Source organism: Roseococcus sp. GW821-FHT12F05 (genome assembly GCF_058806835.1).
Genome location: NZ_JBXAQB010000011.1, coordinates 61,091 through 87,602, shown reverse-complemented (window position 1 = coordinate 87,602; position 26,512 = coordinate 61,091). Strand labels below are relative to the sequence as shown.

Annotated in this window: 31 protein-coding genes; 13 read left to right on the top strand and 18 right to left on the bottom strand. The window is 70.0% G+C overall.

What is annotated here, in order from left to right; all coding sequences use genetic code 11:
* Positions 1–25 precede the first annotated feature (25 nt).
* From AC1ROY_RS23280 to AC1ROY_RS23265, 4 genes are all read left to right on the top strand, one after another.
* Positions 26–2,431, top strand: a complete 2,406-nt coding sequence (locus tag AC1ROY_RS23280) for a glycosyl hydrolase family 28-related protein (protein ID WP_493151286.1) — start codon at positions 26–28, stop codon at positions 2,429–2,431.
* A gap of 16 nt (positions 2,432–2,447) precedes the next feature.
* Positions 2,448–2,762, top strand: coding sequence for a hypothetical protein (locus tag AC1ROY_RS23275; RefSeq protein ID WP_493151285.1), 315 nt, complete (start codon positions 2,448–2,450; stop codon positions 2,760–2,762).
* Positions 2,763–2,796: 34 nt separating this feature from the next.
* Complete coding sequence (locus AC1ROY_RS23270) at positions 2,797–3,171, top strand: phage tail fiber protein (protein ID WP_493151284.1); 375 nt, start codon at positions 2,797–2,799, stop codon at positions 3,169–3,171.
* Positions 3,172–3,284: 113 nt separating this feature from the next.
* Entirely contained in the window at positions 3,285–4,250 is a 966-nt protein-coding gene (locus AC1ROY_RS23265) for a Bug family tripartite tricarboxylate transporter substrate binding protein (RefSeq protein ID WP_493151283.1), read from the top strand.
* A 4-nt stretch (positions 4,251–4,254) separates the two neighbouring features.
* Here AC1ROY_RS23265 and AC1ROY_RS23260 read toward each other — a convergent pair whose 3' ends face one another.
* The gene (locus AC1ROY_RS23260) at positions 4,255–4,425 is read right to left on the bottom strand and encodes a DUF2842 domain-containing protein (RefSeq protein WP_493151282.1); all 171 of its coding nucleotides are present in this window, start codon (positions 4,423–4,425) and stop codon (positions 4,255–4,257) included.
* 162 nt (positions 4,426–4,587) lie between these two features.
* On the opposite strand from AC1ROY_RS23260, the gene AC1ROY_RS23255 reads away from it, so the two are divergent.
* Both AC1ROY_RS23255 and AC1ROY_RS23250 read left to right on the top strand, forming a co-directional pair.
* Entirely contained in the window at positions 4,588–5,112 is a 525-nt protein-coding gene (locus AC1ROY_RS23255; RefSeq protein ID WP_493151281.1) for an adenine phosphoribosyltransferase, read from the top strand.
* A gap of 64 nt (positions 5,113–5,176) precedes the next feature.
* On the top strand, positions 5,177–5,590 hold the full coding sequence (locus AC1ROY_RS23250) for a nuclear transport factor 2 family protein (RefSeq protein ID WP_493151280.1): 414 nt from the start codon (positions 5,177–5,179) through the stop codon (positions 5,588–5,590).
* Here AC1ROY_RS23250 and AC1ROY_RS23245 read toward each other — a convergent pair.
* The gene (locus AC1ROY_RS23245; RefSeq protein WP_493151279.1) at positions 5,587–5,958 is read right to left on the bottom strand and encodes a MerR family transcriptional regulator; all 372 of its coding nucleotides are present in this window, start codon (positions 5,956–5,958) and stop codon (positions 5,587–5,589) included. The genes AC1ROY_RS23250 and AC1ROY_RS23245 overlap by 4 nt on opposite strands.
* A complete protein-coding gene (locus AC1ROY_RS23240; RefSeq protein ID WP_493151278.1) occupies positions 5,955–6,278 on the bottom strand; it encodes an integration host factor subunit alpha in 324 nt (107 codons plus the stop codon). The genes AC1ROY_RS23245 and AC1ROY_RS23240 overlap by 4 nt, the downstream gene beginning before the upstream one ends.
* A gap of 198 nt (positions 6,279–6,476) precedes the next feature.
* On the opposite strand from AC1ROY_RS23240, the gene AC1ROY_RS23235 reads away from it, so the two are divergent.
* Positions 6,477–7,097: an SGNH/GDSL hydrolase family protein gene (locus AC1ROY_RS23235; protein ID WP_493151277.1), complete on the top strand. Its 621-nt coding sequence runs from the start codon at positions 6,477–6,479 to the stop codon at positions 7,095–7,097.
* Here the strand turns inward: AC1ROY_RS23235 and AC1ROY_RS23230 are convergent, their stop codons facing one another.
* From AC1ROY_RS23230 to AC1ROY_RS23220, 3 genes are read right to left on the bottom strand one after another with little or no spacing between them, the layout of a single operon-like run.
* Positions 7,098–7,397 carry a hypothetical protein gene (locus tag AC1ROY_RS23230; RefSeq protein WP_493151276.1) on the bottom strand — a complete coding sequence of 100 codons (300 nt, stop codon included), beginning with the start codon at positions 7,395–7,397 and terminating at the stop codon, positions 7,098–7,100.
* A gap of 10 nt (positions 7,398–7,407) precedes the next feature.
* Complete coding sequence (locus tag AC1ROY_RS23225; RefSeq protein WP_493151275.1) at positions 7,408–8,790, bottom strand: MBOAT family O-acyltransferase; 1,383 nt, start codon at positions 8,788–8,790, stop codon at positions 7,408–7,410.
* A gap of 3 nt (positions 8,791–8,793) precedes the next feature.
* Positions 8,794–10,107, bottom strand: a complete 1,314-nt coding sequence (locus AC1ROY_RS23220; RefSeq protein WP_493151274.1) for a GDSL-type esterase/lipase family protein — start codon at positions 10,105–10,107, stop codon at positions 8,794–8,796.
* A gap of 125 nt (positions 10,108–10,232) precedes the next feature.
* On the opposite strand from AC1ROY_RS23220, the gene AC1ROY_RS23215 reads away from it, so the two are divergent.
* Entirely contained in the window at positions 10,233–11,027 is a 795-nt protein-coding gene (locus AC1ROY_RS23215; RefSeq protein ID WP_493151273.1) for a DUF459 domain-containing protein, read from the top strand.
* A 147-nt stretch (positions 11,028–11,174) separates the two neighbouring features.
* On the opposite strand, the gene AC1ROY_RS23210 is transcribed toward AC1ROY_RS23215, so the two are convergent.
* From AC1ROY_RS23210 to AC1ROY_RS23180, 7 genes are all read right to left on the bottom strand, one after another.
* Positions 11,175–12,143 carry a Bug family tripartite tricarboxylate transporter substrate binding protein gene (locus AC1ROY_RS23210; protein ID WP_493151272.1) on the bottom strand — a complete coding sequence of 323 codons (969 nt, stop codon included), beginning with the start codon at positions 12,141–12,143 and terminating at the stop codon, positions 11,175–11,177.
* Between the two features lie 49 nt (positions 12,144–12,192).
* Entirely contained in the window at positions 12,193–13,071 is an 879-nt protein-coding gene (locus AC1ROY_RS23205; protein ID WP_493151271.1) for a 2-dehydropantoate 2-reductase, read from the bottom strand.
* A 117-nt stretch (positions 13,072–13,188) separates the two neighbouring features.
* Positions 13,189–14,139 carry a beta-ketoacyl-ACP synthase III gene (locus tag AC1ROY_RS23200; protein WP_493151270.1) on the bottom strand — a complete coding sequence of 317 codons (951 nt, stop codon included), beginning with the start codon at positions 14,137–14,139 and terminating at the stop codon, positions 13,189–13,191.
* Between the two features lie 6 nt (positions 14,140–14,145).
* Positions 14,146–15,228 carry a phosphate acyltransferase PlsX gene (plsX, locus tag AC1ROY_RS23195; protein WP_493151269.1) on the bottom strand — a complete coding sequence of 361 codons (1,083 nt, stop codon included), beginning with the start codon at positions 15,226–15,228 and terminating at the stop codon, positions 14,146–14,148.
* Between the two features lie 47 nt (positions 15,229–15,275).
* The gene (gene rpmF / locus AC1ROY_RS23190) at positions 15,276–15,476 is read right to left on the bottom strand and encodes a 50S ribosomal protein L32 (RefSeq protein ID WP_493151268.1); all 201 of its coding nucleotides are present in this window, start codon (positions 15,474–15,476) and stop codon (positions 15,276–15,278) included.
* 118 nt (positions 15,477–15,594) lie between these two features.
* Positions 15,595–16,086 carry a DUF177 domain-containing protein gene (locus AC1ROY_RS23185; protein ID WP_493151267.1) on the bottom strand — a complete coding sequence of 164 codons (492 nt, stop codon included), beginning with the start codon at positions 16,084–16,086 and terminating at the stop codon, positions 15,595–15,597.
* Positions 16,083–16,613: a ubiquinol-cytochrome C chaperone family protein gene (locus AC1ROY_RS23180; RefSeq protein ID WP_493151266.1), complete on the bottom strand. Its 531-nt coding sequence runs from the start codon at positions 16,611–16,613 to the stop codon at positions 16,083–16,085. The genes AC1ROY_RS23185 and AC1ROY_RS23180 overlap by 4 nt, the downstream gene beginning before the upstream one ends.
* A gap of 72 nt (positions 16,614–16,685) precedes the next feature.
* Here AC1ROY_RS23180 and AC1ROY_RS23175 point away from each other — a divergent pair, with 72 nt between their 5' ends.
* From AC1ROY_RS23175 to AC1ROY_RS23160, 4 genes are all read left to right on the top strand, one after another.
* Positions 16,686–17,249 (top strand): outer membrane protein assembly factor BamE, encoded by a 564-nt coding sequence (locus AC1ROY_RS23175; RefSeq protein ID WP_493151265.1) that lies wholly within the window; start codon positions 16,686–16,688, stop codon positions 17,247–17,249.
* 115 nt (positions 17,250–17,364) lie between these two features.
* Positions 17,365–18,567 carry an aspartate aminotransferase family protein gene (locus AC1ROY_RS23170; RefSeq protein WP_493151264.1) on the top strand — a complete coding sequence of 401 codons (1,203 nt, stop codon included), beginning with the start codon at positions 17,365–17,367 and terminating at the stop codon, positions 18,565–18,567.
* Positions 18,564–19,508, top strand: coding sequence for an ornithine carbamoyltransferase (argF, locus tag AC1ROY_RS23165; protein ID WP_493151263.1), 945 nt, complete (start codon positions 18,564–18,566; stop codon positions 19,506–19,508). Before AC1ROY_RS23170 ends, argF begins: the two co-directional genes overlap by 4 nt.
* 55 nt (positions 19,509–19,563) lie before the next feature.
* Complete coding sequence (locus tag AC1ROY_RS23160; protein ID WP_493151262.1) at positions 19,564–20,733, top strand: acyltransferase family protein; 1,170 nt, start codon at positions 19,564–19,566, stop codon at positions 20,731–20,733.
* Here the strand turns inward: AC1ROY_RS23160 and AC1ROY_RS23155 are convergent, their stop codons facing one another.
* The 4 genes from AC1ROY_RS23155 to AC1ROY_RS23140 form a co-directional block, all read right to left on the bottom strand.
* Complete coding sequence (locus tag AC1ROY_RS23155; RefSeq protein ID WP_493151261.1) at positions 20,734–21,690, bottom strand: tripartite tricarboxylate transporter substrate binding protein; 957 nt, start codon at positions 21,688–21,690, stop codon at positions 20,734–20,736.
* Positions 21,691–21,695: 5 nt separating this feature from the next.
* Positions 21,696–22,655 carry a tripartite tricarboxylate transporter substrate binding protein gene (locus AC1ROY_RS23150; RefSeq protein ID WP_493151260.1) on the bottom strand — a complete coding sequence of 320 codons (960 nt, stop codon included), beginning with the start codon at positions 22,653–22,655 and terminating at the stop codon, positions 21,696–21,698.
* A gap of 11 nt (positions 22,656–22,666) precedes the next feature.
* Complete coding sequence (locus AC1ROY_RS23145) at positions 22,667–23,656, bottom strand: tripartite tricarboxylate transporter substrate binding protein (RefSeq protein ID WP_493151259.1); 990 nt, start codon at positions 23,654–23,656, stop codon at positions 22,667–22,669.
* A 96-nt stretch (positions 23,657–23,752) separates the two neighbouring features.
* Entirely contained in the window at positions 23,753–24,085 is a 333-nt protein-coding gene (locus AC1ROY_RS23140; protein WP_493151258.1) for a hypothetical protein, read from the bottom strand.
* Between the two features lie 142 nt (positions 24,086–24,227).
* Between AC1ROY_RS23140 and lpdA the strand changes: the two genes are divergently transcribed.
* On the top strand, positions 24,228–25,643 hold the full coding sequence (gene lpdA / locus AC1ROY_RS23135) for a dihydrolipoyl dehydrogenase (protein ID WP_493151257.1): 1,416 nt from the start codon (positions 24,228–24,230) through the stop codon (positions 25,641–25,643).
* 123 nt (positions 25,644–25,766) lie between these two features.
* Here the strand turns inward: lpdA and AC1ROY_RS23130 are convergent, their stop codons facing one another.
* Complete coding sequence (locus AC1ROY_RS23130; RefSeq protein WP_493151256.1) at positions 25,767–26,504, bottom strand: ABC transporter ATP-binding protein; 738 nt, start codon at positions 26,502–26,504, stop codon at positions 25,767–25,769.
* Positions 26,505–26,512 lie beyond the last annotated feature (8 nt).

Here is a 26,512-nt window from a genome sequence, read left to right as displayed (position 1 = left end):
CCCAGAGCCCCAACGGATGGAGCCCATGCCCGACCTCAAGATCAGCGAGCTGCCGGCCGCCACCGCGGTGGCCGACAGCGACCTCACGCCCTTCGTGCAGGTGACCCCCACCCCCACCACCAAGCGCGCCAGCCTCTCCCAGCTCCGCCGCGCCGTGCTGGCCGACCGCGGCGTGGACGTGCGCGACTTCGGCGCCGTCGGCGACGGCACGACCAACGACGCGCCGGCCATCCAGGCCGCCATCAACGCCCTCGGCGCGGCCGGCGGCACGGTGACCCTCGGCCCGCGCACCTACCGGCTGAACTCGGGCATCACGATTTCGAGCAACTCCGTCCGCCTGCAGGGCGCGGGCTTCGCCGAGGGCGGCAACCCCGGCGATGGGACCTGGCTCACGGTGGCGTCGACCGCCTTCACGCCCGTCACCTTCACGGGCGTCGCCTCGCGCGGCTCGGCGGTGAGCGACATCGCCGTCCGCCAGTCGCACGGCGCGGCGCAGAACGCCGCCTGGGCGCCCACCAACTACGACTACTTCTTCAAGGTGGTGGACTGCCTGGGCGGCGTGGACTTCGACAACGTGATGCTCTCCGGCATCAACAGGGGCATCTACTCGCGGAACTCCGGCCGCACGGATTTCCGGCGGATCCGCGGCCAGGTCTTCACCGCGGGTATCGAGATCGACGAGGCCTTCGACACCTGCCGGCTGATGAGCATCCACTTCTGGCCCTTCTGGTCGTCGAACGAGAACATCGCCCGCTGGCAACAGGCCAATGGAGACGCGATGATCTTCCGCCGGGTGGACGGCGTCTTCGTCGACCAGTCCTTCGTGCTCGGCTACCGCTCGATGTTCCGCTTCTCCTCCTCGGCGGCCGGCTACACGCAGAAGTTCAGCATCGGCCAGGCCTATGCGGATTTCGTGAAGTACGGCGTCTGGATCGAGGCCGCCGGCACCGATGGCCAGATCGATGCGATGACCACGCAGGGCGAGATCTACAACGGCCTCGGCGCGCCGCTTCCGGGCGCCATCGGCGTCTATGTGAACGCAGCCTCGACCCGCGTGCAGATCGGCACGCTGCGCGTCGACGACGCCGAGGACAATGCGATCCGCATCGAGCAGCATTCCAACCGAATCGACATCGGCGCGCTGCGCTGCGTGAACTACAACCAGCGCAACAACGGTGCGGCGGCCATCCACCTCGCGCACGCGGCCACGGGCGTGCCGAACCGCGTCAACCTCGGCAGCGCGCCGCTGCTGGAGACGGCGATCCCCGGGCCGCTCTTCAACGCCGGCAGCAACGGCTCGACCGGGCTCAATGCCCCGGCCGGCGAGGCCGCGCGGCCGGGACTCTCGGTGGGCGATACGATGACCGGGCTGTTCCGCCCCACCGGCACGGCCCTCTCCGCCGCCGCCAACGGCGTCGAGTTGCTGCGGGCCGACAGCGGCAAGCTCAGCCTCGGCGCGGAGCCGGGGCAGCACGGCCTCGAGGTGACGACGCCCGCCAACGCCGTGAACCGGCCCGAGGTGCTGGCCGCCGCGACCGGCTCGCCCGGCAGCGTCGGCTGGCGGGCCAGCGGCACGGACGCCAACATCTCCGCCGTGGTGGGGCATCCCAAGGGGACCGGCGCCGTGATCGCCCAATTCCCCGATGGCACCGCGGCCGGCGGCAATCAGCGCGGCGCGAACGCGGTGGACCTGCAGACCTCGCGCGGCACCGCGGTGCGTGTCGCGAGCGGCGCAACCAGCGTGGTTTCCGGCGGCACGAACAACCAAGCGTCCGGACTACGGTCATCCGTCGGCGGGGGCAGCGCGAATATCGCGACCGGCCAGACCTCCACCATACCCGGAGGCGACGGCAACGCCGCCTCCGGCCTGAGCAGCTCCGTCGGCGGAGGCGACGGTAATGCGGCATCGGGCGCCGTCTCGTGGATTCCCGGGGGCTCGCGCGCATCCACGCGAGGCTCGGCGGGCCGTGGCGCGTGGGGGTCCGGATTCTTCGCCAGTGCGGGCGATGCCCAGGCCGGGGAGTTCGTCCTCCGCGCGATCACGGCCGATGCGTCCCCGGCCCGCCTGACCGCCACCAACGCTGCGCCCGGCACCGACAACACCGTGAATCTGCCGAATGGCGGCACCTACATGCTTCGCCTCCTCGTCGTGGCGCAGCAGACCGGCGGCGGCGGCGGCACGGCCGGCGACTGCGCGGGCTGGGAGGTCACGGCGCTGGTCAGGCGCGGCGCCAGTGCCGCCGCGACCACGCTCGCCGGCAGCTCGGGCGGCAGCGTCGCGCCCACCCATGGCGACGCCGCGGCCGCCGCTTGGCGCATCGGCCTCACGGCCGACACGGCGAATGGCGGGCTCGCCGTCACTGCCACCGGCGAGGCGAGCAAGACGATCCGCTGGGTCGCCCGCGTGCTCTCCGTCGAAACCACGGCCTGATCCGAAGGAGCAAGACATGGCCTTCCTCAAACCCATCGAGATCAACGGGACCGGCGTCGTCGCCGCGTACTGGCGGCTCACCCACCTGCAGTTCGACCGCGTCGCCGGCGTCGTGGAGACGCAGCTGCACGGCTACCTCGACGAGGCGGCGCGGCGCGGCGGCAAGGCGCCGCTCCAGCGGCTCAACTTCCGCTTCGGGCAGGACGCGATGGACGACCCCGGCCGGCTCGCCATCGACGACCTCTATCGCGCGATCCGTGCCCAGCCGGCCGGACTCGACGCCGACGGCGGCGCCCTGCCCCCGGTCTTCGCCGCCGCCACCGACATCTGACCCCGCTTCACGCTCCAGCAGAAGGAACCACCCGATGAGCTCCCTCACCGATTACGCCAAGAACGTCCTCACCCGCGCGGTCTGCGGCCGCTCGCCCGTGCTGCCGAGCGCGGTCTACCTCGCGCTCGGCACCGGCGGCAGCGACCCGACCGGCATCGCCGGCGAGCCCGTGGGCAACGGCTATGCCCGCCAGCGCGTGACCTTCACCGGCACGGGCGTGCAGCAGAACGCCGAGGCGGTGCGCTTCACCTTCACGGCCGCGGCCGGCACCTACTCGCATATCGGCCTGTTCGACGCGGCCTCCAGCGGCAATGCGCTCACCTGGTCGGCGCTCAGCGCGCCGGTCTCGATCTCCGGTCCCGGCACGGTCACGATCAATCCCGGCGGGATGACGATGACCGGCGATTGACGCTTGGCTGCGCAACGGATTCACGCCTGCGGGCTCTTCGGCCCTACGGCGATCCGTTGCGGGCGACGGGCACGGAGATTGCTTGTAGGTTACGAACCTTCAGGGAAACGACCATGAACCGCCGCCAGCTCCTCGCCGCCGCCCCGCTGCTTGCCGCGCCAGCGGCGGCCCAGGCCCAACCCGCCTGGCCCGCCCGGCCGGTGCGCGTGGTGATCCCCTTCACGCCCGGCGGCGCCTCCGACCTCATGATGCGGCCCGTCGCCGAGCGGCTCGAGCGCGTGCTCGGCCAGCCCTTCGTCATCGACAACCGGGCCGGCGGCGGTGGCGCGGTGGGCCTGGGGGCCGCGGCCAGCGCCGCGCCCGACGGCTACACCTTCCTGCTGACCACGCCGGGCCCACTCGTGCTGCTGCCGCAGATGCAGGCGAACCTGCCTTACGACGCGGCACGCAGCTTCACATACGTCTCGCTGATGGGCGGCGCGCCCATCGTCTGCGCGGTCGCCGGCAACGCGCCGATCCAGGATCTCGCGGCCTACGCCGCGGCAGCGAAGCGCTCCCCGGATTCGGTGAGCTTCGGCTCCTCCGGCATCGGCTCCATGGGCCACCTGACCGGCGTGCTCTTCGGCATGGAGAGCGGCGCGCAGCTGCTGCACGCTCCCTTCCGCGGCGCCCCCGAGGCGCAGACCGCCGTGCTGAGCGGCAGCACCACCTCGCTGTGGGACACCGCGGCGGCCAATGTCGCCGCGATCCGCGCCGGCAACCTGAAGGGCCTCTGCGTCTCCTCGGCTCAGCGCGCGGCCATCCTGCCGGACGTGCCGACGGCGCGCGAGGCGGGCTTCCCCAACGTCGTGAGTCTGAACTGGTTCCTGCTCTGCGCGCCGGCCGGCACGCCGGCCCCCATCGTGGAACGCCTTTCCGCCGCGGTCACCGCGATCCTGGCCGAATCCGCGGTGCGCGAGCGGCTCGATTCCTACGCCTTCGTGGCGACGGAGGCGGTGCCACAGGCCGGCCTCGCCGACTGGGTCCGTGGCGAATACACGCGCTGGGGCCCGGTGGTGCGCGCCTCGGGCGCCGTGTGAGCGATCAGCGGGGTGAGCGGGCACCCCATTTGATCAGCCGGATGGCCGGAAAGACCCAGACAAATCCCGTAACGATGTAGTACAGGGCCTGTATCGCCCAATGCTGACGCACGAAGAAATCCCCGATCGCGACCACGATTCCGATATAGGCGATGAACCCGATGACGCCGATCAACAGCGCGATCTTGCCTCGTGACATGAGAGTGACAGAACCTTTTCGGACATCTTCGCAAGCGGCGCGAGGGGGAAGCTTGCGGGCGGTTGATCGGCGAGGCTAGTTTCGGCGTGGGACCATGCCTCGGCGCCTCCGCGCCGCCCGCCCCATGCGAAGAAAGCCGTGACCGAGCAAGAACTCAAGACCCACATCCGTGGCATCCCCGATTTCCCGAAGCCGGGGATCCTCTTCTACGACATCTCCACGCTGCTGCGGCACGGCCCGGCCTGGAAGGCCGCGATGGCCGCGATGGCGGCGCGCATCACCCCCTATCGGCCCGACCTGCTGGCCGGCATCGAGAGCCGCGGCTTCCTGCTGGCGGCGCCGCTCGCACTGGAGCTCGGCCTCGGCTTCATCATGCTGCGCAAGCCGCGCAAGCTGCCGGGCCGCACCGTCGGCTACGACTACGCGCTCGAATACGGCACGGACCGCATCGAGATGCAGGAGGACGCCGTGATCCCCGGTCAGCGGGTGGTGCTGCTGGATGACCTGCTCGCCACCGGCGGGACCATGTCCGCGGGCGTTTCGCTGCTGCAGGAGGCCGGCGCTGTGGTGCCGGCCGTGGCGGCGCTGATCGAGCTCACCTTCCTCGAAGGCCGCAAGCGGCTGGACGTGCCGGTCGAGACGCTGCTCGCCTACGACGACTGACGATGTGATGGACATGGGGCGGCGCCCCGGGCCAGTCTCGTGCCCAATCATCGGGAGCCGCTCCATGTCCGAGACCCTGACCGAGCGCAGCGTCGCGCGCGTGAACGATCTCTACAGCCGCTATGCCGCCGGTGACCGCGAGCCGCTCTATGCTGCGCTGACGCCGGACTCGCGATGGCTTTCCATCGGCGAGGACACCATACCCTGGGCGGGCGAGTATCGTGGCCGCGAGGGCGTCGAGACGTATTTCGCGCGCATCGAGGCCGAGGCGAAAGTCGTGGGCTACGAGGTCGAGCAGGTGATTGCGCAGGGCGAGTGGGTCGCGATCCTGGCCTGGGCCACGGTTCGCTACGAGGCCACCGGCAACATCTGCCGCTACGCCAAGGCGGATTTCGTGAAGCTCGACGGCGATCGGATCGCGGAGTTCCGCGAGTTCTACGACACGCAGCAGACCTGCCGGGACCGTGCCTGCAGCTAAAGCTGCTTCAGCGCCGCCGCGATCGCCTCCAGCTCCGCCACCACGCGCGCCAGCGCGTTCTCCTCCGGCGGCTCGCCCAGCGGCAGCTCGGGCTCGCCCTCGCCCAGCAGCCGCTGCACGCCCTTGATCGTATAGCCTTGCGTGTAGAGCAGGTCGGAGATGCGCTTCAGCAGCGCGAGGTCCTCCGGCCGGTAGTAGCGCCGGCCGCCGCCGCGCTTGAGCGGCTTGAGCTGCGGGAACTTCGTCTCCCAGAAGCGCAGCACGTGCTGCGGCACGTTGAGCTGGTCCGCGGCCTCGCTGATGGTCCGGAAGGCCTGCGCCGATTTGCGCGGCCGGGGCCGATCCTCTAGATCGGGCAGGCCACTCACGCGCCGTCGGCCTTCGCGTCCTCGGCTCCGATGCTCTCCCCGTTGATCCGGGCCTTGAGCACCTGGCTGGGCCGGAAGGTCAGCACGCGACGCGGGAGGATGGGGACTTCCACGCCGGTCTTGGGGTTGCGGCCGATCCGCTGCCCCTTCTGCCGAATGAGAAAGGTGCCGAAGCCGGAAATCTTCACGGACTCGCCCGTCTCCAGCACGCTGGCGACGCGTTCGAGCACCGCCTCCAGCAGGGCGGCGGACTCGTTCCGGGACAGTCCGACCGCCGCATAGATGGCTTCGGCGAGCCCCGAGCGCGTCAACGTCTCCATGGCGTTGGTCTACCCTGCAAGTGCTTGAAGCGGCAGGAAAGCCGGTAAGCGACCCCCACGTCAACCATGTTTCTTGGTCGACCCCGGGGCGCGGGCGCGCCAGGGCTGTCCGCCCGCAGGGAAGCCATTCCCGTTCATTGAAAATTCACCAGGGGGGTGCCAGGAAGCGGCAGGCCCCAGGAAGGAGTCACGACCGAAATGAGCCTGTTCCATCGGAGCCTCGTCGCTTCCCTGCCTGTCTCGATGGGCCTCGCCCTCGCCGCCTTCCTGGCGATCGCCTCGTCTCCCACCCCGGCCCGCGCCGGAACCGCCTGCCCCGACATCCTCCTGGGCGACAGCCTGGCCGTGGGCATGGGCCCCTATGCGCGGGCGCTCGGCTTCGAGGTGATCGCGCAGGGAGGCGCCGCCCTCAACTGGCTGCGCGCGCAGGAGCCGCGCTGCGCCCGCCGGCTGATCCTGGTCTTCGGCACCAACGACCTGCGCGGCATGAGCGCCGCGGAGGCCCAGGCCTACCCCGCGCGCATCGCCGAGATCATGGCCAAATGGGATGCGGAGCAGGTGATCTGGGCCACGCCCGGCTGCTTCTCGCAGGACGACCAGCTGGAGCGCGGCAGCCTCGCGCTGGACCGCGTGCTCGCCCAGCTGCGGCGGCAGGCCTCGGACCAGCTGCGCGACCTGCCCGCGATCAATTCCGGCCGCCAGTCGCGCTGCAGCTTTCCCTCGCGCGACGGCATCCACCCCTCGACGGGCACCGCCTACCAGGCCTGGTGGGCCGGCCTCGCCGAGATCCTCGGGCGCCATTCCCTCGCCGGCGCCTGATCAGCGCCCTATGGCGAGCGCCTCCCGCACCGCGGCCAGTGCCTGCGGGATGCCGACCGTGGAAAGGGCATCGTTCCAGGCTTCCGCCACGGCGATGAGCGTCTCCGTCCCGGGCGCGACGGGCAGGCCGTAGGCCGCGTCCACGATCGCCTCGGAGCGGCCGGCCAGCAGGATCAGCCAGACGATGCCGAGCGCCAGCACCGCGGCGCGCCAGTTCATGGTCGTGGTGGCCGGCGAGAAGTCGTCGGGGACGCCACGCCGGGGCTCGGTGCCGGGAGGGTTCAGCCAGGGTTGCTGCATCCTGTCCTCCTCAGAACTGGAAGTAGATGAAGGGTGCCACGCCCTCGGGCCCGGCCAGCAGGATCGCGACCAGCGCGAGGCCCAGCGCCGCGCCCAACACCGCCGGCGGCAGCGGCCGCAGCCGATCCTCGACGCGCTCGCGAAGGTCCGACGGCAGGAAGTGGATCGCCAGGCCCAGCGCCGCCAGCGCCGCGAGACGCCAGGTGACGGCCTCGCTCGGCAGCCCGTCGCCGAGACCGGCCGCCAGCGAAGCCACGGTGCCGAGATCCGGCGCGCGAAAGAGCACGAAGGCCAGCATCACCACGTGGAAGGTGATCAGCCAGCGCAGGAAGACGGCGCCTTTCGTCCGCGGCAGCGCCCGCCCGCCCAGCGCGCGCTCGACCGCCAGCGCCACGCCGTGGATCGCGCCCCACAGCAGAAAGGTCCAGTTGGCGCCGTGCCAGATGCCGCCGAGGACCATGGTCGCCATCAGGTTGAAGCGCGTCCGCGCCTCGCCCCGGCGGTTGCCGCCCAGCGCGCGGATGTAGAGGTAGTCGCGCAGCCAGGTGGAGAGCGAGATGTGCCAGCGCCGCCAGAACTCGGAGAGCGAGACGGCGCGGAAGGGCTGGTCGAAATTCTTGGGAAAATGGAAGCCGAGCAGCGCCGCGAAGCCGATCGCCATGTCGGAATAGGCGGAGAAGTCGCAGAAGATCTGGATCGTGTAGCCGTAGCTGGCGAGCACGATATCCCCCGCGCCATAGGCTGTCGGATCGCGGAAGACGGGATCGACGATGCCGGTCGCGAGCTCGTTCGCGATGACCATCTTCTTGAACAGCCCGCCCAGGATGAGGATTCCCGCCATCGCGACCGGGATGCGGTAGCGGTCCGGCGGTACGGCGAGCTGCGGCAGGAAATGCGCGGCGCGCACGATCGGCCCCGCCGCCAGGTGCGGGAAGAAGGTCAGGTAGACCAGCACGTTCAGCGGGTTGGTCTCGACCTCGGCATCGCCGGCGTAGACGTCGACCATATAGGAGATGGCCTGGAAGCAGTAGAAGGAGATGCCGATGGGCAGCACGATGTCGAGCAGCGGCGCGGGAAAACCCAGCCGCGCGACGATCTCCTGCAGGAAGAAGTTCGTGTACTTGAAGTAGAAGAGCCAGCCGAGCGCACCGGCCACGCCGACCCAAAGCGCGGGACGCGACCGCCCCTTCGCGGCGATCAGCCCGACACCCCAGGTCCAGAGCCCGACCGCGATCAGCGCCGCGCAGAACTCCACGCTCCAGAAGGCGTAGAAGACCAGGTTCGCCGCCAGCAGAAACCAGCGGTCCAGCGACGGCCGGACGCGCACCAGCGTCCAGTGCACCAGGAAGACGGCCGCGAAGAAGATCGCGAAGATGCCGGTCGGGAAAAGCACCGGTCAGGCGTTGGAGCTGCGCGAGCCGAGCCCCGTGCCGCGCAGGATGTGCGCATGCAGCTTCTCGGCGGTGAGGCGATAGCCGTCCGGCGTGAAATGCACGAAGTCGCCGCGCATCAGCGGCGCCTCGCCGCTCGCCAGGGCCTGCAGGCGGCAGGTGCTGTGCGTCACCTCCGCGCTCCAGTCGAAGAAGCCCACGCGCTGGCTCTGCGCGACGGCGCGCTGCACGGCGCGGACGCGCGCGAGCGCCACCAGCGGCGTGGCGGCCGCGCAGCCCGTCGGTTGGCGTTGGGGCACGAGGCGGCGGCCGCGCCGGATGGGCGGCAGGCGCACCGGCCGGCCCGCATCGGGCACGCCCATCAATAGGATGCCGCTGCGCGGCAGGATCTGGCGCAGCCGCTGGATCTGGCGCGTCAGCGCGGCGGCATAGGCCTCGCCGTCGAAATCCGGGTCGGTCGCCTCGTTGGTGCCGAATTCCAGGATGAGCAGCGCCGGCGGCTTGGCCGTGAGCTCGCGCCGGAGGATGTCGGGGTCGCGGTTATCCAGCGTGGACAGCGTCGCGCTGTTGATGCCGAAGGCCTCCACCAGCACGCCGCGGCCGCGCCGGTCCAGGCCCCAGCCCAGCAGCTCCACCTGGCCGTCGCCGACCAACTCGATCGCGATCTCGCGGCTGGCCGGCGGCACGTCGAGGAACATCGGCCGGAACTCGGGTCGCGCCGATTTGAGCGTCGCGGGCCCGATCCAGTTGCCGTCCACGCGGAGCCGAAAGCTGCCGGATTCGGGGCCCGCCAGCATGGAAAGGTGCACGCGGTCGAAGCCCTCGAGCTCGTCGGAGCGCAGCGTGATGAGGTCGCCTGCGCCGGAGCCGCTCAGCCGGTAGCCGGTGAGTCCGAAGGGGCCCGGCGAGGAGGCGCGCAGCGCATTGCGCGCCGTCCATTCGCCGGTCTGGCCGAGCGTGACCGCGGAAGGGTTGAAGTAGCGCTGCGAGCGCCCCGGCGAGAGCCGCCCCACGCCGATGGCGCCGAAGCGCGACTGGAAGAGCCCGCGCAGGTGCTCGACCATGACAGGGCCGGCCGTGTGGCTGTCCCCCATGATCATCACGAGCGCGCGCGCGTCGCGGTCGCCGCGCTGGATGCTGCGCAGCGCGGCGCCCAGCGGCGCGAAGGAATCCCCGCCTGCGCTGACTGGCAGCACGGCATCGAGTCCCGGGTCCGGCGCGGACTGCGCGACGAAGATCGGGTCCTGCGACGGCGGCAGATCCTCGGGCCCGCGCGGGGCGGCTCCGCCGCCCTGGCAGCCGGCGAGACCGGCGCTCATGGCCCCGGTCATGACAGAGAAAAAACCTCGGCGATTCAGCATTTCATAAGGCTCGGCACTTCATCATGGCCATGCCCGTGATATAGCTGGCTCTTGCAACTCTGTCCCCTCTCGGAGAACGCGGCGTGGCCGTCGGTGTCGATGAATTCCTGATCTCCCGCCGACGTCTCATCCACGGTGCCATGATGCTGCTCGCCTCGGCCGGCGCGGCGCTGGCACAGCCCTTGCCGGCCCAGCCGGCCGTCGAGCGCACGCCGCCCGAGCAGGTGAGAATCCTCTTCTGCGGCGATTCCCTGGCACAGGGGATGTTCCTGTCCCTCAACGGCGTGCTGCGCCGGCGCGAGAACCTTCGCCTCGTCAACGGGACGCTGCACGCCACCGGCGTGACCCGCAGCGATGAGCACGACTGGCCGACGGCCGCGCGCGATCTCGTGGCGCGGAACCGTCCCAACCTCGTCATCTTCTGGATCGGCGCCAACGACTTCCGTCCCCTCGTCGTGCGCGAGCAGCGGATGCGCTTCGCCTTCGGCACCCAGGGCTTTGCGGATGGCTACGGCCGCCGCGTGACCGAGATGGTGACGCCGGCCATCACCTCCGGCGCGCGGGTGGTGTGGTTCGGGCTGCCCAACATGCGCAATGCGCAGTTCGCCGACGCGGCCCGGCAGCTCAACGAGATCCAGCAGAATGCGGTGGTCGCGGCCGGCGGCGTCTGGATCCCCACCTGGGACGCGACGAGCGACCCGCAGGGCCGCTTCATGCCGAGCGTGACGCTGGACCGCGGCGCACGGACCTTCCGTGCGGAGGACGGCGTGCACTTCACCGACTGGGGCTACCGGCGCATCGCGTCGCTCTTCTTCGACGACGTGGATCACTTCTTCCCGGAGCTGGCGCCGGGGCTGGGGCGACTCAGCGATACCTGATTTTGCCCTCAGACGCCGGGCGGCGGCTCCGCCGCCTTGGCTTCGCCGCGCAACTGACGCGCCGGGCAGCATGGTCAGTTGAGCGGCGCCGGCCGCTCTGGGGCCGGATTCGTTGTGCGCATTTCCCTTCGCACGAGCGCACCGCTTTCAGTCCAGCTTGATCCCCGCCTCGCGCACCACCGGCCCCCAGACCCGCGCGAAATCCGTGTGGACCTGCTGGTATTCCGCCGTCGAGACCGGGCGCGGCAGCGGGTAGAGCCCGGCCGCCACCAGCCGCCGTCCCGTGTCCGGATCGGCCAGCACGCGCTGCACCGCGGCGTGCATCTCCGCCACCACCGGCACCGGCATCCCCTTCGGCCCCGAGATTCCCGTCCAGGACGACACCGTCAGCTGCGGCATGCCGAACGAGGCGTAGGTCGGCACGCCCGGCGCGGCCGCGAAGGGCTCGGGCGTCGAGATGGCCAGCGCCCGCACCTGCCCGGCCTCGATGGCGCCGGTCGTGCCAGCCATGGGCGTCAGCAGGCAGTCCACCTCGCCGGCGATCGTCGCCTGGAGCGCCGGGCCCGTGCCGCGATAGGGCACATGGACCATGCGCATCCGGCCGACGCGCGCCATCATCTCGCCCTGCAGGTGCTGGAGGCCGGCGACACCCGTGGTGCCGAAGGTGATCCCGTCCGGCTTGGTGCGCGCGGCGTTCAGCAGTGCGGGGAAGTCGGCATAGGGACTGTTCGCGGGCACCAGCAGGATGGTCGGCGTGTCGGCGACCATGGCGATGTGCGTGAAATCCTTGTCGCCGTCGTAGGGCGGCGTCACCGCGGCGAGCGGCACGATCCCGTGCGGCGAGGTGTTGGAGATGCCGATCACGCTGCCATCGGCCGGCGCGCGCATCAGCACCACCGAGCCCACGGAGCCGCTCGCGCCCGGCCGGTTCTCGATGACCACGGTACGCCCGAGCGCCGCCGAGAATCCCGGCTGCACGATCCGCGCCGTCACGTCCGAGGCGCCGCCCGGGGCGAAGGGCACGATCATCCGGATGGTGGAGGCGCCCTGCGCCCGGACGATTTGCGGCGCGGCAAGGCAGGCGGTGCCGAGAAGCAGGGCAGAACGACGGCGCATGGGAGATCCTGGGACGGTTCAGCGGTGACGCAGCAAGTCCCGCGCCACGTCATCCCGGACCGGACGCCGCCTCCAGCAGCGCCACGACCATCGCGTTCACCGGCGTGTCGATACCGTGCCGCCGGCCGATGCGGACCACGGCGCCGTTGCGGGCGTCGGTCTCCAGCCGGCGCCCGGCCAGCCGGTCCGCAAGCAGGGAGTTGATCGAGTCCGGCGGGCCGCTCCGGGTGCCGGCCAGGACCTCCTCCGGCAGCGAATCCTCCAGCACCGCGCCCTCGGCCCGCCCGACCGCAAGGCATTCCCGCATGAGCGCCAGCATGATCCCGCCGATCGCCTCGTCGCGCGCGATCCCGGCAGGCTTCAGGGTCAGCGCCGACACCGCGCCGGCGCTGTTCACGACGAGCTTGCGCCAGGCCTGCGTGCGGAAATCGGCCGAGGTCGAGACGTCCAGCCCTACCCCCTCGAACAGCGCCACGAAGGCGTCGCCGGCCGGGCCGGCCGGCACGGCAAGCGTGCCGCGACGGCGCTGACGCACATGGCCCGGCGCCAGCCGCTCCGCCGGCAGGTCCACGATCACGGGAAGCAGCGCCTCGGCGGCGATATGGGCGGCGAAGCGCTCGCGATGCTCGACGCCGTTCTGCAGGATCGCCACGCGAGTCCCGACGCCGACGAGACCAGGCAGCCAAGCGGCCACGCCCTCCGTGTCATAGGCCTTGGCGGCGACCAGCACCCAATCCACCGGCCGCGCCTCGGTCGGCGCGAGCAGCACGCGCGGAGCGGCGGAGATCACCCCCTCGGGGGCGTCGATTCGCAGATGGTCGAAGGGCGTCCGGGTGCAGACGGCGACACGGTTGTCCGGATTCTGCGCGAGGCGCGCCGCCACCGTCGCGCCGATCGCACCTGGGCCGATGAGGGCAATGTTGGGCATGGATGCCAGACTGCACCCTTCCCAGGGTGCGGCAAAATCCGGCGGTGGCGCTGCGTTGCTACTTTTGATTCCGATGAAGACTGATCGGAGGTCCGGGAAACCGGAAAGAGCCGCCGGTCAGAAGCGAACCAGCGCCGCGCCCCAGGTCAGCCCGCCGCCGATCGCCTCGAGCAGCACCAGGTCACCCCGGCGGATGCGCCCGTCGCAGACCGCCTCGGCCAGCGCCAGCGGCACCGAGGCGGCCGAGGTGTTGGCGTGCCGGTCCACCGTCTTCACCACGCGATCCGGCGAAAGGCCGAGCTTGCGGCCCATCGCGTCGATGATGCGGATGTTCGCCTGGTGCGGCACCAGCCAGTTCACGTCGCCCTTGTCGAGCTGGTTGGCCACCAGCGCCTCGTCCACCGCGGAGGAGAGCTTGTTCACGGCCTGCCGGAACACCTCCTTGCCCGCCATGCGCAGCGGCCCCGTCGTGCCCTCGACATAGAGGATTCCCGCCTGGGTGCCGTCCGCATGCAGGTGCGTCGAGAGCACGCCGCGGTTGCTGCCCTCCTCGGCGCGCAGCAGCACGGCGCCCGCGCCGTCGCCGAAGAGCACGCAGGTGGCGCGGTCCGTCCAGTCGAGGATGCGCGAATAGACCTCGGTACCGACGACCAGCACGCAGCGCGCCTGTCCCGCGCGGATCATCGCGTCGGCCACCGCGAGCGCATAGATGAACCCCGTGCAGGCGGCCGAGATGTCGAAGGCGAAGCCCTTGGTGATGCCGAGCGCCGCCTGGATATGCGCCCCCGTCGAGGGAAAGGCGTTGTCCGGCGTGGAGGTCGCGCAGATGACCGCATCCACCTCGGAGGCCTCGGTGCCGGCCTGCGCCAGGGCCCGGCGCGCGGCCTCGGCGCCCATCGAGGTCGCGCTGTCGTCGGGACCGGCAAGGTGGCGCTGGCGGATGCCGCTGCGCTCGCGGATCCATTCGTCGCTGGTGTCCAGGCCGAACCTCTCCGCAAGCGCCTCGTTGTCGAGGACGTTCGCGGGAAGATATCCGCCGCAGCCGGCGATCACGGAGCGAAGAGACAAGGCTGGTCAGTCCTGCTGAGCGGCGAGCGGGGGAACGGCGACGGCGGCCGGGCTCGCGGCGAGGCGCGAGAGGCTCTCGCGGATGGTCTGGGTGAAGCCGTGCGTCACCATGTCCATGGCGACGTCGACGGCGTGGGCGAAGCCGGTCGCGTCGGTGCCGCCATGCGACTTCACGACGACGCCGTTGAGGCCGAGCAGGATGGCGCCGTTGTAGCGGCGCGGGTCCATCCACTCGCGCAGCCGCTCCAGCGCCGGGCGCGCGAGCAGGTAGCCCATCCGCGCCGGGATGGTGGAGGTGAAGACCTGCTTCAGCAGGTCGCGCATCAGCTTGTAGACGCCCTCGCCCGTCTTGAGCGCAACGTTGCCGGTGAAGCCGTCGGTCACGACGACGTCGACGGTGCCGGCGGAGATGTCGTGGCCCTCGACAAACCCATGGAAATTCAGCCCGGCATGGCTGTCACGCAGCACGTCGGCTGCTTCACGCACGCGGTCGTCGCCCTTCAGCTCCTCGGAGCCGACGTTGAGCAGGCCGATGGTGGGGCTGGGCAGGCCGAGCACGGCACGCGCGAAGGCGTCGCCCATGATGGCGAACTCGACCAGGTTGCGCGCGTCGCACTGCACGTTGGCGCCGAGGTCGAGCATGACCACGTCGCCGCGCAGCGAGGGCGCGATGGCGGCCAGCGCCGGCCGGCTGATCTCCGGCATGGTCTTGATGACGATCTTGGCCAGCGCCATCAGCGCGCCGGTGTTGCCGGCGGAGACGACGCCCGCGGCCTCGCCGCAGGCCACCGCGTCGATGGCCAGGCGCATGGAGGACTTGCGGCCCTGGCGCAGCGCCTGGGTCGGCTTCATGTCGCCGGGGATGGCGTCCGGCGCGTGGCGGACGACGCAGAGCTTCGCCGCGCGCGGCCGGCGCGCGAGCGCCTCCCGCAGGCGCGCCTCATCGCCCAGCAGCAGGAACTGCGCCTGGGGATGCCGCTCGGCGGCAAGCTCGAGTCCGTCGAGGACACTGTCCGGCGCGTGATCCCCGCCCATCGCGTCGATGGCCAGGGAAAACCGGCGGAGGCTCCCGTCGGCGGGCGCCGCCATGTTCACCGACGGATACTCACCGTCTGGGGCGCCCGCTGCCCGTCACGTCAGGCGCGGACCACGCCCTTCAGCGCATCGGCAGCCGCGACCTCACGGCCGTCGTAATGGCCGCAGGCGGAGCAGACATGGTGCGGGCGCTTCAGCTCGCCGCAGTTGGAGCACTCCAGATGCGCTTCCTTGGCGACCGCGTGGTGGCTGCGGCGCATGCCCATGCGGGAGGGCGAGACTTTTTTCTTAGGGACGGCCATGGAGCCAGCCTTTCAACTCGGATTCACGGGGCGCTCTGCCCAAGCGGGGGCCACCGCGGCGGGCGTGCAACGGCAGAGAGGGGGGCGCTTAGCACCCATCCTCCCCGCCGCGCAACCGTCAGGGGCGCTTGAGCTTCAACAGGGCCGCAAAGGGGCCATGCGCGCCCTGGTCCCCGAGTCCCGCCGGGAGCTCGGCGCCGGGCGCGCGGGGATAGGGATCGATGGCCAGCGAAAGCTGCTGCGCCAGGGCCTCGCCCAGGTCGGCGGCGCCCTGCTCGCTCTCGATATCGTCCGGATCCTCCTCGCCGTCGGAGGGCTCCATGCCCTCCGGCAGCAGGCGCCAGGCGACCTCCTCCGCGACCGACTGACGCACGGGGACGAGGGTGACGCCGCATTCCTGGTCGAGCTCGGCCGTCATACGGCCGGTGACCCGGATCGCGCCCTCGGCATCCGGCACGAGGTGCAGTTCGGCCACGAGGGCGTGCAGCGCCAGCAGGCCGAGTCGGCGGGCCAGGGCCTCGCGCTCGGCCGGGCCCGCCTCCAGCCGGAGGTCGCGGCCGGCGGCCGGCACCTGGGCCAGGGGCAACCGATGGCTGAATTCGGGATTCATGTGAAATGCACCTTTCCCTCGAGCAGGGCGGCGACCGGCTGGCCGGCGATGACCCCGTCGGCCCGGATCGCCTGTTGGGCCAGGGCCTCCGGCGCGCCGTCCGGGGCCGGCTCCTTCACCCAGACATTGCGCGCCAGCGCGGCGGCGAGCCCGGCCTCGTCGCCGGCGGCCAGCGCCTCGGCATAGGCCTGCGCCCGGCCATGAAAGCCTTCCCAGAGCATCTTCACGCGCTTGCCGACGCTGAGGTCGCCGATGCCCATCTCGCGCAGGTTCACGTCCATGTCGGCGAACATGGCATCGAAGACCGCCTGGGCCAGCTCGTCGGCGGTCCGGTCGCCTTCGATGCGCAGACGGCGGATGAGGAGCGCCACATGCAGCGCCACCAGCTCGAAGCGCCCGGCCGCGGTGTCGGGCACGCCGACCTCCGCATAGAAGCGGGGCTCGCGCGCCGCCGTCACCGCGGCGCCATAGAGGAGGAAGCCGGTCCTTTCATGGCGGGGGCGGCGGAAGAGGCCGAAGAGGCCCATGATGGGAGGGTTCCTGGAAGGGCGGTCGAAGCGCGCATTGACCGCAACGGCCGGGTGTCGTTAATCCGGCACATGGCCCGACAAACCGCCCCGGTCAACATCCGCAAGCCCCTCCTGGCCGCGCTGCTCCTGGCCGCGCCGGCGCTGGCCGGGTGCGCCTACCTGCCCCCTGCGCCGGAGCGGCCACGCAACGTCTTCTCGACGCCGATCGTCCCCCGCGGCCACGCCGTGTCCGAGGAGCAGATCCAGCAGATCACGCCCGGCGTCACCACGCGTTCCGACGTGCAGGCCCTGCTCGGCAGCCCGAGCCAGACCAGCACCTTCACGGACGACAACTGGTACTACTTCAGCAGCCAGACGCAGCTGCGCCCGGCCCGGACGTTGGCGGTGCGCAACCAGCGCGTGCTGGCGATCGCCTTCAACTCGCAGGGCACCGTCACCGGCGTGCGGGAGATCGGCCAGGCCGACATGCCGAGCGTGAGCTTCGTCAGCCGGGAGACGCCGACGCCGGGCAACGACCGCAGCATCCTGCAGGCGCTCTTCGGCAATATCGGCCGCTTCAACGCCGCGCCGACCGGCGGCTCGGGTGGCGATATCGTGCCGACGGGCGGTCCCATGCCCAACACGGGACGGTAATCAGCTCTTCATGGCCTCTTCGGGGGCAAGCGGATTGATTTCTGCGGCTTTTGCTCCAAACTGGAGGTTTCTCCCCGCATTGTGCGAGGAGAGGACTCCAGAGGAGCGCTGAAGCGTGATCCCCGCCCTGATGCCGACCTACAACCGTGCCGACCTCGCTTTCGAGCGGGGCGAAGGCGCCTATGTGTGGACGGAAGACGGGCGACGATTCCTCGACTTCGGCTCCGGCATCGCCACCACCTCGCTCGGCCACGCGCATCCGCACCTGGTGCAGGCCATCGCCGAGCAGGCGGGCAAGGTCATGCATGTGAGCAACCTCTACCGGGTGCCGCAGGCCGAGAAGCTGGCAGCCCGGCACGTGGCGGCCTCCTTTGCCGACTCCGTCTTCTTCTGCAACTCGGGCGCCGAGGCGAACGAGGGCATGGTGAAGGCGGTCCGCAAGTATCATGCGGAGAACGGCCATCCCGAGAAGTTCCGGATGATCTGCTTCGAGGGCGCCTTCCACGGCCGCACCCTCGCGATGCTGAGCGCCACGGGCAACGAGAAGTACCTGGCCGGCTTCGGTCCGCCGGTGGAGGGCTTCGACCACGTGCCCTTCGGCAACATGAACGCCGTGCGCGACGCCATCACGCCCGCGACCGGCGGCATCATGATCGAGCCCATCCAGGGCGAGGGCGGCGTGCGTCCGGCGGACCTCCGCTTCCTGCGCGAGCTGCGCGCCGTCTGCGACGAGTTCGGCCTGCTGCTGGCGCTGGACGAGGTGCAGACCGGCATGGGCCGCTCGGGAAAGCTCTGGGCGCATGAATGGGCCGGCATCGAGCCGGACGTCATCTCTTCGGCCAAGGGCATCGGCGGCGGCTTTCCGCTCGGTGCGGTGCTGGCCAAGGAGAAGGTGGCCAAGCACCTGAAGCCCGGCACGCACGGCACCACCTATGGCGGCGGACCGCTGGCCTGCGCGGCCGGCAATGCCGTGCTGGACGTGATCCTGGGGGACGGCTTCCTCGCCCGGGTGGACCATGTGGCGCGCTATCTCTGGAACGGGATGGTGGCGCTGGCCGAGCGGCATCCGCATGTCGTCGAGAAGGTGCAGGGCGCAGGGCTGCTGGTCGGCCTCAAGCTGCTGCCCGAGGTGTCGAACGGCGAGATGCAGGCGGCCTGCGTGGCCGAGGGGCTGCTCACCGTCGCCGCGGGCATGAACGTGCTGCGGGTCGCCCCGCCGCTCATCATCACCGAGGCCGAGGTGGACGAGGCGCTGGCCGCGATCGACCGCGCGTGCACGAAGCTCACGCCCGCCAAGTCGCCGGCGCTCGCCAAGTGAGCGCCGTGCTGAAGCCCATCGAGACGAGTGGCGCGCCGCGCCACTTCCTCGAGCTCATGGATCATGACGCGCTGACGCTGCGCCGCATGCTCGACCTCGGCTCCCGCGCCAAACGCGGCGAGGTCGGGGGCAAGCCACTGGCGGGCAAGCACATCGCCATGATCTTCGAGAAGCCCTCGACGCGCACGCGCGTCAGCTTCGAGGTCGGCATCCGCCAGCTCGGCGGCGAGGTCGTGACGCTGGCGGGCAAGGACACGCAACTGGGACGCGGCGAGACGCCGGCCGATACGGCGCGCGTGCTGTCCCGCTACGTGGATGCGATCATCCTGCGCACCGACCGCGTCTCCAAGATGCGGGAGCTGGCGGAATTCGCGACGGTGCCGGTCATCAACGGCCTCACCGACGTGTCGCACCCCTGCCAGCTCATGGCCGACGTGATGACCTTCGAGGAGCATCGCGGGCCGATCGCCGGCCAGACGGTGGCCTGGACGGGCGACGGCAACAACGTCGCCCAGAGCTTCATCCAGGCGGCGGCGCGCTTCGACTTCACGCTGAACGTGGCGACGCCGCCCGAGCTGCGGCCGGAGCCGGAGCTGCTCGCCTGGGCCCGGGCGCAGGGCGCGCGCGTGGAGCTGACCAGCAGCCCGCAGGAGGCGGTGCGCAACGCGCGCTGCGTCGTGACCGACACCTGGGTCTCGATGAGCGACGACAAGACCAGCGCGCGCCAGCGGCACAACCTGCTGGCGCCCTACCAGGTAAACGCGGCGTTGCTGAAGCATGCGGCGCCCGACGCCATCGTGATGCACTGCCTGCCGGCGCATCGCGGCGAGGAGATCACCGACGAGGTGATCGACGGACCGCAGAGCGTGGTCTTCGATGAGGCGGAGAACCGGCTGCATGCACAGAAGGGCGTGCTGCTCTGGGCGCTGGGACTGGCGTGATTTACTTTCGCGGTCGGAATGCAGAACGTGGCCTGATCGCGCCGAGATATTGAAAATGCCGACTCAACTGCTTCAAGAAAAAAATCGGGAAATACAAATACTTCGAGCGATCGCCATTATTTTTGTATTGCTTCAGCACGCGGTACATTATCTACCCTCACCGCCCTGGTTTGTACGCTTTATGCAGGGCGGTCATTTCTGGACAGGGGTAGATCTATTTTTTGGAATTTCTGGATTTGTCATAGCGAAATCAATTCTTGGAAAATCTGATCGAATCGCTGAATTCAAACTGACGTTCAAAGATACCTGTATATTTTGGATCAAGCGCTTTTTTCGGATTATCCCGGCCGCTTGGCTTTGGGCTCTTCTGGTCTTGGCCATCAGCCCATTCATTATCAAGACGCCGGCGATGCAGCCCCAGCTCGTGCTGCCGGGCGCGCTCGCCGCCATGTTCGGCTACGCGAATTTCTACATGGCGAGCTGCGTGGCCAATCAGGCCTATGAACTCACCTGTGCCAATCCCTACGCCAATTCTATCTATTGGAGCCTCTCCAGGGAAGAGCAGTTCTATCTCATCCTCTCGGTGCTGTTCCTGTTCCTGAGATTTCGATTCATCCTGCTCATCGGTCTCGCAGGGGCCCTCGCCTTCGCCTTTGTGCCCAAGCCCGTGCATTCCCTGGCCTGGCACCTGCGGTTCGATGGGCTCTATCTCGGGGTCGCCTGCTATGCCCTCACCCGGACGCGCTTTCATCAGGTGTCCTGGGCATTTCTTCGGCACCGGTCCGTCCGGCTCGTGCTCCTTACGGCGAGCATCGTGGCGATCCCCCTGATACCGAACTGGCTCGCGCCCTTCGATACCACCTTCATCGCCGTCGCGTCAGCGGCCGCCCTCTGGGTTGCGTCTTTCGACTGCACCTTCGGGCGCGGCCTCCTCAGCCGAGGCCTCGCCTGGCTGGGAGACCGATCCTACGCGCTCTACCTCTGCCACATGCCGGCCTATGTCGTGACTCGCGAGATCGCGATGCGAACGGGGTTTGAGGGGGTCTGGTCGCAGAATATCGGCTTCGCCACGATTGTGCCGCTGGCCCTCGCTTTGTCCCTCCTACTGGCGGAAGCCACCTATCGCCTCGTCGACCTGCCGACCACCCGATACGGCCGGCAACTGGCCGGGCAGGTCTCGCGACGGGCTTTTGCCTGGAGGACGCGGGTCTCAGCTGCCGAGTAGCTACCCGTCGATGCTCAGGTTCAGCCGCCTGACCATGTCGCGCTCGTAGAGCACTCGCTCCTGCGCGAAGGCCAGGTACTCCTGCGGTCCGAGATACTCGTCCGGCAGCTCCCAGCGCCGCGCGATCGCCTGGCACAGCTCGTCGTCCAGCGCCTTCTTCAGCGAGCGATGCAGCACGTCCACCAGCTCCGGTTCCATCCCCTTCGGTCCCACGATTCCGTAGGGCGAGGTCACGCTCATGCCGAAGCCCAGCTCCAGCAAGGTCGGCGCATTGGGCGCCGAGCCCAGCCGCGTCGGCGTCCAGGCCGAGAGCAGCCGGAACTCGCCGCTCTCCACCTGCGGCCGCCAGCTCTGCGCATCGGCCACCACGTCGATCTGGCGGCCGAGCAGCATGGTCACCCCCTCCTGCGCCCCGCGCGTGGGGATGTGCTCCATGCGGCCACCGCGGCGGGCCAGGATATCCTCCATCGCCAGGTGGTTCGTCGTCGCGATGCCGGAGGTGGAGTAGGTCAGCGTGCCCGGCTTCTCGCGCGCCTCGCGCATGAGGTCGTCGAAGCTCTGCCAGCGGCTGTCGGCGCGGACCGCCGTGCCGAAGACGAAGCCCGTGATCTGCATGACGTAGGAAAAATCCACGACCGGATCCCAGGTCGGCTGCCGCGTCAGGAAGGGGTGCCGCAGGATCGAAAGGTGATGATGCGCCAGCGTGTAGCCGTCCGGCCGCGCCTGCTGCGTGAGGAAGAAGGCGGCGCGCGTGCCGCGGGCGCCCGGCATGTTCTCGATCACGAAGTTCTGGCCGAGGTCGCGCCCGGCCAGTTCGAACATCTGCCGGTGCAGCGCGTCGAGGCTGCCGCCGGGTGGCCAGGGGATGAGGAAGCGGATGGGCCGGTTGGGGTAGCGCGCCTGGCCGAAGGCCGGGGTCGCGAGCGGCAGGGCGGCGAGGAGCGTGCGGCGCTGCATCGCCCTCACTCCATCCGGATGCCGAGCCGCGTCACGATCTCACGCTCATAGGCGGCGCGACGGATGATGAAGTCCTGGTACTGCTCGGTGTTGAGGTAGGCGAGCGGCATGTCGAACTGCGCGCGCACCCGCGTGTTCTCCTGGCTCATCAGCGCGTCGCGCATCACGTCGTGCAGCACCTTCACCACGCCGGGATCCATGCGCGGCGGCCCGCTGACGCCGTAGGGCGACGTCACCACCATGTCGTAGCCCAGCTCCTTCAGCGTCGGCACGCTGGGGAAGCGCGGCGCGCGCTCCTCGGACCAGACGCAGAGCAGGCGCATCTGCCCGGCCTCGACATTGCCCGCCCAGGTGCTGCTGTCGGCGATCATGTCCACGCTGCCGGAAAGTACCGCCGTCACGCCCTCGTTGGCGCCGCGGAAGGGCACGTGGGTGAGCTCCACGCGCTCGCGCGCCACGAGGTCCTCCATGGCGAGATGGTTGGAGGTGGCGATGCCCGAGGTGGAGTAGCTGAGCTTGCCCGGATTGGCGCGGGCATGGGCGATCATCTCCGGGAAGGTCCGGAACGGGCTGTCCGCCTTCACCGCCACGCCGAAGAGCCAGCCGGTCATGCCGATGATATGCGTGAAATCCGTCGTCACGTCCCATTGCGGCGCGCGCACGAGATAGGGACGGCGCACCACCGACAGATGCATCTGGCCGAGCGTATAGCCGTCCGGCCGGGCCTCGCGCGCCAGGTAGACGGCGTGCAGCGTGCCACCGGCGCCGCTGCGGTTCTCGATGACGACGGACTGCCCCAGCACCCGCGTGGCCAGCTCACCGATGCTGCGCAGCTGCGCATCGGCGCTGCCACCCGGCGGCCAGGGGATGATCAGCCGGATGGGCCGTTCCGGATAGCGGCCCTGGGCGCTCGCAACGGCGGGGGCCGCGAGCAGCGGCAGGGCGAGAAGCGCGCGGCGGTTCAAGGGGGCCTCCATCACGCGTCCATCCGGATGCCGAGCCGCGTGACGATCTCGCGTTCGTAGGCAGCCCTGCGGAGGATGAAGTCCTGGTACTGCTCGGTGTCGAGGTAGGCGAGCGGCATGTCGAACTGGCCACGCACGCGGGTGTTCTCCGCGCTCATCAGCCCCTCTTTCAGCGTGTCGTGCAGCACGCGCACCACGCCCGGATCCATGCGCGCCGGGCCGCTGATGCCGTAGGGCGAGGTGACGACCATGTCGTAGCCCAGTTCCCTCAGCGTCGGCACGTCGGGGAAGCGGGCCACGCGCTCGGGGGTCCAGACGCAGAGGAGGCGCATGGCGCCGGCCTCGACCTGCGGCGCCCAGGTGCTGCTGTCGGCGATCATGCTGACATTGCCGGAGAGCACGGCGGTGACGCCCTCGCTCGATCCGCGGAAGGGCACGTGGGTGAGCTCCACGCGCTCCTTCGCCGCGATGTCCTCCATGGCGAGGTGGTTGGTGGTGGCGATGCCGGAAGTGGCGAAGCTGAGGCTGCCCGGGTTCGCGCGGGCATGGGCGATCATCTCCGGAAAGGTCCGGAAGGGGCTGTCCGCCTTCACCGCCACGCCGAAGAGCCAGCCGGTCAGGCCGATGATGTGGGTGAAGTCGGTCGTCGCGTCCCATTGCGGCGTGCGCACCAGATAGGGCCGGCGGACGATGGAAAGATGCATCTGGCCGATCGTGTAGCCGTCCGGCCGCGCCTCACGCGCGAGGGTGACGGCGTGCAGCGTGCCGCCGGCGCCCGCCCGGTTCTCGGCGACCACGGGCTGGCCGAGCGCGCGGCTCGCCAGGTCGGCGAGGCTGCGGAGCTGCACGTCGGAGCTGCTGCCAGGCGACCAGGGGATGATCAGGCGGATGGGCTTGTCCGGGTAGCGTCCCTGGGCACCCGCGATCCGGGGCGCGGCGAGCGCGCCCATCCCCAGCAAAGCGGCATTGCGGCGCGACAGCCCCTGCAGCGGCAGCCCCATGAACATCCTCCCTGAACCGGCGCATCTTACGGCGCCGTCATCCCGGGATCAGGCCATGGAACCCGTCCGCCTGCCAAGACTTTTCGCCCCGGGGGGTCACTGGACCACGCAGGTCAGCGTGGTGGCGGCCTGCAGCTCCGTGGCGCTCCGGCGAGCCTGCGTCCGCGCCAGCTCGCGCCGGGTGAAGCCGCCCGGAGCGAGCGAGGAGGCCGGCGAGATGATGGCGCCCGGGCCGCTGTAGCTGTGCGTAACGGCGATCCGCGCCTGGCTCACGTTCCGCAGATCCACCCGGTTGGTCCAGTAGCCGCGGCTGAAGTCGCTCGACCAGTTGCTGATGTCGAGCACGCGCGCGCAATCCACGGAGGTCTGCGCCTGGGCGATGCCGGCGGCGGGCAGCAGGAGCATGGCTGACAGAAGAATTCGGTGCATGGCGTTGGCCTCATCGATGCCCAGATCATGACAAGGTGGAAGGGTTCGGGACAATCGGCCTTTCCCATCGCCGCCATCGGCGCCAGCTTGCGCCAGGGCCGCCCACGCGCCAGTTTGCGCCGGATTTCGCAGAGGAACCTTCATGTCCGCCACCGTCCCAGACAGCTCCCCTGGCAGCTTCGACGTCATCGTCATCGGCTCCGGCCCCGGCGGCTATGTCTGCGCGATCCGCGCGGCCCAGCTCGGCATGAAGGTGGCCTGCGTCGAGAAGCGCGCGACGCTCGGAGGCACCTGCCTGAACATCGGCTGCATCCCCTCCAAGGCGCTGCTGCACTCCACCGAGCATTTCGAGGAGGCGAAGCACAAGCTGGAGACCCACGGCGTCATCGTGGGCGAGGTCAGTTACGACCTGCCGAAGATGATGGCGCACAAGACCAAGGTGGTGGACGCCAACACCAAGGGCGTCGAGTTCCTCTTCAAGAAGAACAAGGTCACCTGGCTGAAGGGCACGGGCAGCATCACCGCCCCGGGCAAGGTCGCGGTGGACGGCAAGGAATACGCGACGAAGAACATCGTCATCGCCACCGGCAGCGAGAGCGTGCCGCTCCCCGGCGTCGAGGTGGACGAGAAGAAGATCGTCACCTCCACCGGCGCGCTGGAGCTGGAGAAGGTGCCGGGGCATCTCGTGGTGATCGGCGGCGGCGTGATCGGGCTGGAGCTCGGCTCCGTCTGGCAGCGGCTCGGCGCCCAGGTGACGGTCGTGGAGTTCCTGGATCGGCTGGCGCCGGGCCTCGACCTCGAGATCGGCAAGCAGTTCGAGCGCGCCATGAGCAAGCAGGGCATGAAGCTCAAGCTGAAGACCAAGGTGACCGGCGCCAAGGTCACCGACGCGGGCGTCGATCTGACGCTGCAGCCGGCCGCCGGCGGCGACGAGGAGAAGCTCTCCGCCGATATCGTGCTGCTGGCCATCGGCCGGCGCCCCTATCTCGCCGGCCTCGGGCTGGAGGCGGTGGGCGTGAAGCTCACCCCGCGCGGCCGCGTCGAGGTGGGTCCGCATTTCGAGACCAGCGTCCCCGGAATCTACGCCATCGGCGACTGCATCGACGGCGCCATGCTGGCGCACAAGGCCGAGGATGAGGGCTCGGCCGTGGCCGAGATGATCGCGGGCCAGAAGCCGCACATCAACTACAACGCCATCCCCTCGGTCATCTACACTTGGCCCGAGGTCGCCTCCGTCGGCGAGACCGAGGAGCAGCTCAAGGCCCGCGGCGTGGCGGTCAAGGTCGGAAAATTCCCCTTCACGGCAAATGGCCGCGCGCGCGCCATGGCGGAGACCGACGGGCAGGTGAAGATCATCGCCGACGCCAAGACGGACCAGGTGCTGGGCGCGCATATCTTCGGGCCGGATGCCGGCACGCTGATCGCGGAGCTGGCGCTGGCCATCGAGTTCGGCGCGAGCAGCGAGGACGTGGCGCGCACCTGCCACGCGCATCCCACGCTGAACGAGGCGGTGAAGGAAGCCGCGCTCGCCGTCGAAGGCCGCGCGATACATATCTGATGCCCTCAGGCGCCGGGCGCGCGCTCCGCGCGCTTGGCTTCGCCGCGCCGCTGGGGCGCCATCGGGGCAGTTGAGTGGGCGGCGCCGGCCGCTGTGCGACCGGGTTTCCCGGGAGGGGCGCCCCTACCCTGCCTGGGCCGCCGGCAGGAGTTCCGTCACCGGCCCGTCCTCGACGATCCGGCCACTCTCCAGCCGGATGAGGCGCGTGCACCATTTCCGCACGATGCCCATATCGTGCGTCGCGATGACCAGGATTTCGGATTCCGTCACCAGCCGCGCGAGCCGCTCCTCCGCCCGCGCCATGAAATCGGCGTCGCCGGCCAGGAACCATTCGTCCATCAGCAGGATGTCCGGCGCCATGGCCGTGGCCAGCGCGAAGCCGAGCCGCACGCCCATCCCGCTGGAATAGCCGCGAACCGGCAGGTCAATGAACTCGCCGAGGCCGGCGAAATCCACGATCTCCGTCGCCAGCCGGATCGCCGCCGCCTCGGTCATGCCGCGGTAGAGGCCGCGCAGGACGATGTTCTCCCGCCCCGTCAGCAGCCCGTCCATGCCCGCCAGAGGGTCGATGAGCGAGCCGATCTCGCCCTCGATGGTCAGCCGCCCCGCGACCGGCTCGTAGATCCCGGCCAGGACGCGCAGCATCGTGGACTTGCCCGCGCCGTTCGGCCCGACCAGCGCCACGCGCTCGCCGCGCCCGATCCGGAAGGACAGGTCGCGCAGCGCCGCCACGACGACGCGGCCCTCCGCCTCGGCCTTCAGCCTCCCGCCGCCGGCAAGCAGCCGCTTCTTCAGCGAGCGCGCATTGTGGTGGTAGAGCGGGAACTCGATGGCGAGCCCCTCGGCTTCGATATGCGTCATGCCCATCG

Coding starts and splice junctions, on each gene's coding strand:
- AC1ROY_RS23280 (WP_493151286.1), top strand. CDS start 26: ATGCCCGACCTCAAGATCAGCGAGCTGCCGGCCGCCACCGCGGTGGCC.
- AC1ROY_RS23275 (WP_493151285.1), top strand. CDS start 2,448: ATGGCCTTCCTCAAACCCATCGAGATCAACGGGACCGGCGTCGTCGCC.
- AC1ROY_RS23270 (WP_493151284.1), top strand. CDS start 2,797: ATGAGCTCCCTCACCGATTACGCCAAGAACGTCCTCACCCGCGCGGTC.
- AC1ROY_RS23265 (WP_493151283.1), top strand. CDS start 3,285: ATGAACCGCCGCCAGCTCCTCGCCGCCGCCCCGCTGCTTGCCGCGCCA.
- AC1ROY_RS23250 (WP_493151280.1), top strand. CDS start 5,177: ATGTCCGAGACCCTGACCGAGCGCAGCGTCGCGCGCGTGAACGATCTC.
- AC1ROY_RS23240 (WP_493151278.1), bottom strand. CDS start 6,278: ATGGAGACGTTGACGCGCTCGGGGCTCGCCGAAGCCATCTATGCGGCG.
- AC1ROY_RS23235 (WP_493151277.1), top strand. CDS start 6,477: ATGAGCCTGTTCCATCGGAGCCTCGTCGCTTCCCTGCCTGTCTCGATG.
- AC1ROY_RS23230 (WP_493151276.1), bottom strand. CDS start 7,397: ATGCAGCAACCCTGGCTGAACCCTCCCGGCACCGAGCCCCGGCGTGGC.
- AC1ROY_RS23220 (WP_493151274.1), bottom strand. CDS start 10,107: ATGAGCGCCGGTCTCGCCGGCTGCCAGGGCGGCGGAGCCGCCCCGCGC.
- AC1ROY_RS23210 (WP_493151272.1), bottom strand. CDS start 12,143: ATGCGCCGTCGTTCTGCCCTGCTTCTCGGCACCGCCTGCCTTGCCGCG.
- AC1ROY_RS23205 (WP_493151271.1), bottom strand. CDS start 13,071: ATGCCCAACATTGCCCTCATCGGCCCAGGTGCGATCGGCGCGACGGTG.
- plsX (WP_493151269.1), bottom strand. CDS start 15,228: ATGGCGGCGCCCGCCGACGGGAGCCTCCGCCGGTTTTCCCTGGCCATC.
- rpmF (WP_493151268.1), bottom strand. CDS start 15,476: ATGGCCGTCCCTAAGAAAAAAGTCTCGCCCTCCCGCATGGGCATGCGC.
- AC1ROY_RS23185 (WP_493151267.1), bottom strand. CDS start 16,086: ATGAATCCCGAATTCAGCCATCGGTTGCCCCTGGCCCAGGTGCCGGCC.
- AC1ROY_RS23180 (WP_493151266.1), bottom strand. CDS start 16,613: ATGGGCCTCTTCGGCCTCTTCCGCCGCCCCCGCCATGAAAGGACCGGC.
- AC1ROY_RS23175 (WP_493151265.1), top strand. CDS start 16,686: ATGGCCCGACAAACCGCCCCGGTCAACATCCGCAAGCCCCTCCTGGCC.
- AC1ROY_RS23160 (WP_493151262.1), top strand. CDS start 19,564: ATGCCGACTCAACTGCTTCAAGAAAAAAATCGGGAAATACAAATACTT.
- AC1ROY_RS23155 (WP_493151261.1), bottom strand. CDS start 21,690: ATGCAGCGCCGCACGCTCCTCGCCGCCCTGCCGCTCGCGACCCCGGCC.
- AC1ROY_RS23145 (WP_493151259.1), bottom strand. CDS start 23,656: ATGGGGCTGCCGCTGCAGGGGCTGTCGCGCCGCAATGCCGCTTTGCTG.
- AC1ROY_RS23140 (WP_493151258.1), bottom strand. CDS start 24,085: ATGCACCGAATTCTTCTGTCAGCCATGCTCCTGCTGCCCGCCGCCGGC.
- lpdA (WP_493151257.1), top strand. CDS start 24,228: ATGTCCGCCACCGTCCCAGACAGCTCCCCTGGCAGCTTCGACGTCATC.
- AC1ROY_RS23130 (WP_493151256.1), bottom strand. CDS start 26,504: ATGACGCATATCGAAGCCGAGGGGCTCGCCATCGAGTTCCCGCTCTAC.